Genomic DNA, 464 nt, shown 5'->3' with positions numbered 1-464 from the left:
AGGGCGGCCGCGCGCGGCGAGGCCGACGCCACCGGGGTGGCGCGGGCCGCCGCGCCGACCGGGGCGGAGGTCCTGGTAGACCTGGCGCCGGAGACCGTCCGGGTCACCGTGGACGCGCCGTACGGGGCGCCCGGTCGGTTCGGAGAGGTGCTCGCGGTACGGCTGAGCGCCACCGCCGTCGCGGCCCGGGAGGACACCCTGCGGGGAGCGGAGGGAGGTGCGGGCGCGTGGACGGGCTGAGCGTGCCGGCGCGATCGGCGCCGCGGCGGGCCGACACGGGGTCGGGGACGGTCTGGCTGCTGACCTGCGCATTGCTCGGCTGCCTGGTGTGCACCGCCGTGCTCTCGGTGGGCGCGGTGGTCGGCGCCCGGCACCGGGCGGAGTCCGCCGCGGACCTGGCGGCGCTCGCGGCGGCCGACCGGCTGCTGCTGGACGCGGACGGCGGCTGCGGCCGGGCCGAGGCC

General features: G+C 80.8%; 1 protein-coding gene and 1 pseudogene. Both read left to right on the top strand.

Features of this window, described 5'->3' with window-relative positions; genetic code table 11:
- A pseudogene (locus ABD308_RS32240) lies at positions 1-240 on the top strand (hypothetical protein); the annotation flags it as partial.
- Positions 228-464: Rv3654c family TadE-like protein (locus ABD308_RS32235; protein WP_344342984.1), on the top strand; the 237-nt coding region annotated here is incomplete at its 3' end. The pseudogene ABD308_RS32240 and the gene ABD308_RS32235, both read left to right, overlap by 13 nt.

This window comes from Kitasatospora putterlickiae (assembly GCF_039527695.1).
Lineage (GTDB): Bacteria > Actinomycetota > Actinomycetes > Streptomycetales > Streptomycetaceae > Kitasatospora > Kitasatospora putterlickiae.
This window is presented reverse-complemented; position numbering and strand designations above follow the sequence as displayed.